The sequence below is a fragment of the uncultured Nostoc sp. genome (assembly GCF_964245445.1).
Classification (GTDB): domain Bacteria; phylum Cyanobacteriota; class Cyanobacteriia; order Cyanobacteriales; family Nostocaceae; genus Nostoc.
In genome coordinates this window covers 1-7,037 of sequence record NZ_CAXTNE010000348.1, presented here as the reverse complement: position 1 = coordinate 7,037, position 7,037 = coordinate 1, and the positions used below count along the sequence as shown (strand labels likewise).

The 7,037-nt window shown below is 40.5% G+C and carries 4 protein-coding genes; all 4 read left to right on the top strand.

Going from position 1 to position 7,037, the window contains the following annotated elements; genetic code table 11:
* Positions 1-11 precede the first annotated feature (11 nt).
* The 4 genes from hisB to ACFE90_RS34270 all read left to right on the top strand — a co-directional run bounded on the left by hisB (position 12) and on the right by ACFE90_RS34270 (position 6,376).
* Positions 12-653, top strand: coding sequence for an imidazoleglycerol-phosphate dehydratase HisB (gene hisB, locus ACFE90_RS34285; RefSeq protein WP_375506743.1), 642 nt, complete (start codon positions 12-14; stop codon positions 651-653).
* A 153-nt stretch (positions 654-806) separates the two neighbouring features.
* Positions 807-1,790, top strand: a complete 984-nt coding sequence (locus tag ACFE90_RS34280; protein WP_375506742.1) for an ABC transporter ATP-binding protein — start codon at positions 807-809, stop codon at positions 1,788-1,790.
* 498 nt (positions 1,791-2,288) lie between these two features.
* Entirely contained in the window at positions 2,289-3,761 is a 1,473-nt protein-coding gene (locus ACFE90_RS34275) for an SLBB domain-containing protein (RefSeq protein ID WP_375506741.1), read from the top strand.
* Positions 3,762-4,948: 1,187 nt separating this feature from the next.
* The gene (locus tag ACFE90_RS34270) at positions 4,949-6,376 is read left to right on the top strand and encodes a choice-of-anchor Q domain-containing protein (protein WP_375506740.1); all 1,428 of its coding nucleotides are present in this window, start codon (positions 4,949-4,951) and stop codon (positions 6,374-6,376) included.
* Positions 6,377-7,037 lie beyond the last annotated feature (661 nt).

The following is a 7,037-nucleotide window of genomic DNA, read 5'->3' as shown; positions in this document are numbered from 1 at the left end:
CCCCATTCCCCATGCAAACAACCAATCGCCAAGTTAATTCAAACTACGACCAGTCAACTAAAACCCCTCGGATTGCCACTGTTCACCGCACCACTGGGGAAACAACTGTGCAAGTTACCATCAATCTGGATGGTAGAGGAACTTGCACGGCAGCAACAGGCATTCCGTTTTTAGATCACATGTTGCATCAAATTGCCTCCCACGGGCTGATTGATATAGATGTCCAAGCCAAGGGAGACTGGGAAATTGATGACCATCACACTAACGAAGATGTAGGTATTACATTGGGCCAAGCTTTTAACCAAGCACTAGGCGACAGAAAAGGTATTGTCCGCTTTGGTAATTTTCTCGCGCCACTGGATGAAGCCTTAGTTCAGGTAGCGCTAGACTTTTCTGGACGCCCTCACCTCAGTTACGGCTTACAAATTCCTACTCAGCGTGTAGGAACCTATGACACCCAACTAGTGCGCGAATTTTTTGTGGCACTGGTAAATCATAGCCAAATGACACTGCACATTCGGCAACTGGATGGCATTAATTCCCATCACATTATTGAAGCTACATTTAAGGCATTTGCGAGGGCAACACGGCTGGCGGTGGAAATCGACCCTCGTCGTGCTGGTCTAATTCCCAGTTCTAAAGGCGTTTTGTAAAGCTAATTATAGTTACTGACCAGGACTAATATTTATAGTGTTAATTCAGCTAATGTGTTTGCGATAATTGACACACTGCTCTGTGATGGTTATTATCAGCCTATCGGGTAACTTGTAATTAGTGCCAAGCTGGTAATTAGTAATTGAACCGAGATGAAGTCTGTTGCAGATGACCCTGATTCTCAACTTAATACGACGGACACTCCGCCAGTAGTCCTGACTTCTGAGTTGCGAAAAGTCTATCGCACTGGTTTTTGGTTAAATCAAAAAGTCGTATCTCTCAAAAACTGTTCTTTAACAGTTTATAAAGGCGAAACCTTTGGGTTGCTAGGGCCAAACGGTGCTGGTAAAACCACCCTTTTAAAATTGTTGCTGGGGATTATTCGCCCTAGCTCTGGACGGGGATTATTATTGGGTGAGCCACTAGGTGATCGCAGTGTTAAGCAACATATCGGCTATCTGCCGGAAAATCCCTATTTGTATGACTATCTCACTGGCTGGGAATTTTTGCAGCTAGCCGCCGACCTATTCCAAATTCCCCAAAGTGTCCAACGCCAACGCATTCCCCAACTGCTGGAATTAGTGGGTTTATCCCAAGCCGATGCCCGCAAAAAGCTGCTGCGTCGCTATTCTAAAGGAATGCTACAGCGTGTTGGTATGGCACAGGCGCTAATTAACGAGCCAGATTTAGTTTTTTTGGATGAACCGATGTCTGGTCTTGATCCTGTGGGACGCTACCAAATGCGGGAAATTATCCTGGCGCTAAAAGCTGCTGGTAAGACGATTTTTTTCAACAGCCACGTTCTTAGTGAAGTAGAACAGATTTGCGATCGCATTGCTATCCTCGCTCAAGGTGAATTAATTTGCTCTGGTTCTCTCAATGAACTCTTAGGCAGAAACAACACATATCACGTCAAAGGTCAAGGTGGTGACTGGGAAATTCTTCAAAAATGGATACCCACTCTCAGATTTGAACCTGATGGTTCCTGGCAAGGTACGCTACGAGACGATTACTATGATTTTCTCGCCAGCCTTCGTCTCATGGAGGGTAAAATTATTGCCATGAACTTGTCGCGTTACTCCTTAGAAGAGTTTTTTATTCAACAAATCCAAAGCAAAAATAACTCGTTTAATTAATCTTGTTGCCAAATAGTAAATTTTGGGTTGGCTTGAGCAACAAAGCCCAAAAATTCTGCCTTTTTGAGTTTATCTTTTTCAAGGCAACCCACAAAAAATAAAATTCCGATCTATTTTTAAGATTATTTGTATTTATTTAATGAACTTGTTCATAATCTTGATAGTTATAGTAGGTTTTAAATCGCGCTAAAATTTCATAAAATTGACTTTTACAAGAAAATTTTATTGGTCAGTACCTTATTGATTAATAGTGAATTTGTAGTATAAACTGCGCTTATTGGCGTAAATCCTAATATTTTTGAGAATTCCTATATTGAAATTTGCTTAACTTTAAATTAACTTCACTAAAAATTCAAATTCAATAAACAAATTTCCTCCGGAAAATGACACTTTTCGAGGAAAATAAGAGTGTCGGGGAACTTGAATACTTAGGTATAGTCCAAATAAAAATGTTTAGACAGTACATTATTGATTGTAGTTTCAGAGTCTCAGGTAAATATGCTTAATACAAGTTTGTTTAAATTCCTAACTCAGCCAGTTGTGGGTGTAGCTTTGTTAACTGCTGTCAATGCCGTTGTGCCATTTGCCAGTCTAGCTCAGGGACAACCATTACCACTAACAACACCAACACAAACCACATCAACACAATTAGATACTAATTATTCATTAGGAGGCGGCGATCGCATCCGTGTAAATGTATTTGAAGTACCTGAATATACAGGTGAATATCAAATTCCCCCAGGTGGAGCAATCAACTTACCTTTAATTGGCAGTGTGTCAGTCCTCGGTCTAACAACCGAACAGGCTGCTGACGAAATTGCCAGAAGATATGCTCGCTTCCTCAAACGTCCTTTGATTTCAGTCAATTTGTTATCGCCTCGTCCCATCAATGTTTTCGTTGCCGGAGAGGTGACACGTCCAGGAGCTTACACTCTCAGCTTGAGCGGAGGCGCGGGAGACAATCCGGGTGTACAATACCCTACTGTATTAGCTGCATTGACAACAGCACAGGGGGTAACCTTGGCTGCAGATGTAACTCAAGTTCAATTAAGACGTAAATTAGGACGCTCCTCAGAGCAAACCGTCAGTATCAATTTGAAGGAACTCATCCAAACAGGCAGGTTATCACAAGATATTACCTTGCGGGATGGAGACACTATAGTTGTGCCAACTGCAACCAACTTCAACGTGGCAGAATCCCGCAATATATTTACATCTAACTTTGCCGCTAGTCAAACTACACCCCGTACGGTAACAATTATTGGTGAAGTTAACCGTCCCGGTTCATATCTTGTCACTCCAGCTAGCACAGATGCACAGGGGGGGGGCGCAACCACTAATAGTGGCACTGCTTCTCCCTCTGGTCTACCAAATGTGACGCGGGTAATTCAACTAGCTGGGGGAATTACAGCACAGGCTGATATTCGTAATCTGAAGCTACGTCGACCTACAAGAACCGGCTCAGAACAAGCTATAGATATCAACCTTTGGCAATTATTGCAGAGTGGTGACGCCAATCAAGATATTATCGTGCAAGACGGAGATACAATAGTTATTCCGACAGCAACCGAAATCAACCCCGCAGAAGCCACTCAATTAGCTACCACTACTTTGTCTCCTGCACGCATTCAAGTTGGTGTAGTAGGCGAAGTTAAAAAACCAGGTTTAACAGACGTTCAGCCGAATAGCTCTTTAAATCAAGCTATACTCGCTGCTGGAGGATTTAATGATGCCAGAGCTAGTAGTAGTGCTGTTGATTTGATTCGCCTCAATCCTAATGGTTCTGTCACTAAACGTATAGTAAAAGTAGATTTCTCTGCTGGGATTAATGAGCAAACTAATCCTATACTCCGCAATAATGACGTTGTAGTAGTCAACCGATCTGGTTCAGCTAAAACTGGCGATACCATAAGCACTGTAACTGGACCTCTAGGTGTTATCTTTAGTCTTCTGAACTTGTTCGGACTCTAGTTTAAGATAGGGATTAAATTGGGGGCGTTGGTCAAATCTCTCCGTCCCCAAAATTGCACTACGTATAAGTTACGGCTCAATAGTCAAGAGTTAATATAGCCCTACTTAATCATTTGTGAGAGGCAAAAAGTTGAAAAGCTTATAAATAGGTATTTTTATCTTTGTATTTTTTCACGATTTAATTTAAATTGCTATAGAAAAGAACTATAGACTCATAATGGCAAGTCTTAAATTACTCTTGTACTGCCTTTTGAGAGCAAGAATAAGTAAGTGGGCGTGAATAATTAAAGGTTTCTACTAAGCGGCTTCAGCCATATTCTAAGGGTTGGAGCCGTTTACTACCAGCAAATTAAATTAATTTTACATTACGTAACATAGTTTTATTTATTCTTGCCCACTTATTTAAATGATGTGTTTAAATCTGACGCACAGAGCCGTACTCTTACAGAGAAGCAAGCTATGCAACACGTCTCTTATTCCAAAGAAAAACTTCTAGATTAGAATAGCTGTTTTTGTGCTCCTATGGGAAAGCAAGCTACGCACCCTCTCCGCCACAGGATAAGACTAGGGCACAGAACTGGCTTGAGCGATCGTTTCCTCGAAAATTGTATTTTTTATCTCAATTTTAGGATCTTTTTAGGTAGTATTACTCCCTTAAAAGTACTCTAGACCTAAAGTTTTCACTGAAAATTCTTCATCTGCTATTGATAGGCTTTTTCAAGCTTTGTTTTAGTTACTCTGATATTTTATGACAATGATAATCCTTAAAAGGAATTAGTCCTAAAATCCACTCTGTATAAGGATTTTACATATTTTTTGATTATCATTATGATAAGAATTATTTAAGTAAATTAACTAATTTATAACAGATATACTATCTTAACCACAGATATCGCGTATACACAGTACAATGATGTCGAATTGGAAATGACGCCATTTGTACAGTTGCTTGGTGTCCATTAATGGAATAGCTTTGGATACTGAATCATTTTCCTTCAGTACTTTTACTATATAATTGCTATTTTTTGGAAGACAAGCTAAAAAGGCTTTTCAGGCATATCTACGTGGGAATTCTCAGGTTGAAACCTGATAAAGGGTGTATAAACTTACAAATGGCAATTCACGACTGTATCCAATACTGAGTTACTGACTAAGGCTAGAGCTACTGACCGTTGACGAATCAGTTTTTGCAACATACCCTATTTTTCCCTATGATGATTCATGGTTTAGGTTTTCTCAGTTTGAGCGCATCTCTTGTACTTCCCTGGGCATTAACAAGTCTGGTTCAAGGACAGAGAATAACAGAGTCTTTTATTAAAGATGTTCGTCAGTCATCCACTGATCAAGAAATGCCACTACCAAGCCGCAAACTGATCAGTTCTATTTCTAATGCGACAACATACTATGTTAGTGGTAAAGGAAACGATAGAAATAGCGGACGCACTACCTCATCTGCCTTTAGGACAATTCAAAGAGCGGCAGACCTGACCAACCCTGGGGACACGGTACTTATTATGAACGGGGTATACAAGAATGCACATCCATCTGGAGCGGTAATAGATATTAAACGTTCTGGGAGGGCAAATGCATGGATTACGTATAAAGCATACCCTGGACAGCGACCGAAACTTCAGCACAATGGATGGCATGGAATTTCGATTAACGATGGAGCATCATATATTGAAGTTAACGGGCTGGAGGTTGTAGGGAACAATGGCAAAATGACCCGTAGTTATGGGCTGAGTCAGAAGTATAACCAATCAAACCCCCTGACTAATGGAAATTGTATCGGCATAGAAGGAGAACAAGATGGTCGTTCCCACCATATACGTATTCTCAACAACAAGGTACATGATTGTGGAGGCGGAGGCATTTCAGCCATTCAATCAGACTATGTAACAATAGATAACAACGAGGTATTTAATAATGCCTGGTACTCAGTTTACGGCTGTAGTGGCATTTCGCTGCTCAACAATTGGAATTCTGACAACAACCAAAACTACAAGATGTTTGTGACCAGAAACAAGGTCTACAACAATAAAATGTTGGTTCCCTGGATTAGTAATGGGAAGATCCAAGACGGTAATGGTATTATTATTGATCGTGCAATGAATAAGCAAAAAGGATCAAAATTAAGTGCGTATCGAGGACGTACTTTGATTGCCAGCAACATCTCATATAAAAATGGTGGTGGCGGCATTCATACATACCAAAGTGAGAATATCGATATTGTCTACAACACTAGTTATCTGAATAACCAGAGTCCGGAAATTTTATACGGGCAAATCTCGATTAATGCTTCAAATAATATCAACGTTCTCAATAATATCCTTTATTCAGAGCGTGGAAAACCGATAAACGTAAGATACGGTGGTAATAACGTCAGATTTGACTACAACCTCAACGCCAATAGTTCCTTGATAAATGCTTCCGGGTCTAGTGATATGATTGCAGATCCACTCTTTATGAATCCCTACGCTGGTGATTTTAGGCTGAAGTCTACGAGTCCGGCAATCAATAGTGGTATGAAGTTCAATAGTGTGAAAACCGATTTTACAGGCGACCCTCGTGTGAAGGGTTCACGATCCGATAGAGGGGCATACGAAATGCGGTAGTAGTTAGAGTATGGAATTGGGTTGTATGGCAAAATCCTGATTTATCCAGCCTTTTTGTCTACAACCCGTTTTGTAACACACTGTTGGCTCATTTATTAGAAACTAAGAAAAAGTGTGGTAAATAATCAGGGTTTCAGCGTTTGCAAATATAGTTAACAAGTGGTGGGGGTTTAAGTCCCCTGCTTCTATCAAGCAGCGCGTTTTGTGTCGGGGTCTAAATCCCCGACACAAAACGTAATTGCGAATTGCGAATTGTTTTAATACTTATATCAAGCTACGCTAATGCATAATTGCGTGCTAAATATAGCTGTTGCTTCAACAGCTACACATTTCCTTCTATATTCAATCCCAGATCAAAACTAAATTCCTGATCTTTCCTAACTCTAATAAAAATAAAATGGGCGAAGTGTAAGTTTTAACCTATATTCCGCATCTTAAACTAACTATTAAAGAAGAGGAAAAGGGGCAGTTCTTGCTGGGAAGAAAACCCCATACATAAATGCAGGGGCGTGAAACAAGGACGCATTATTTTTACGCCTTGCGTCTCGAAATAAATATTTTTACTTTTTGGCATCAATAAACTTATTTGGTCTGAAACCCTTGTGACAGGGTAATTTCAACGAAGAGGCAGGGGGACTCGGGGCCCCCACTCCGTGGGGAT

Bases quoted from the DNA above. Each gene is read 5' to 3' on its own strand.
- hisB (WP_375506743.1), top strand. From the start codon at position 12: ATGCAAACAACCAATCGCCAAGTTAATTCAAACTACGACCAGTCAACT.
- ACFE90_RS34280 (WP_375506742.1), top strand. From the start codon at position 807: ATGAAGTCTGTTGCAGATGACCCTGATTCTCAACTTAATACGACGGAC.
- ACFE90_RS34275 (WP_375506741.1), top strand. From the start codon at position 2,289: ATGCTTAATACAAGTTTGTTTAAATTCCTAACTCAGCCAGTTGTGGGT.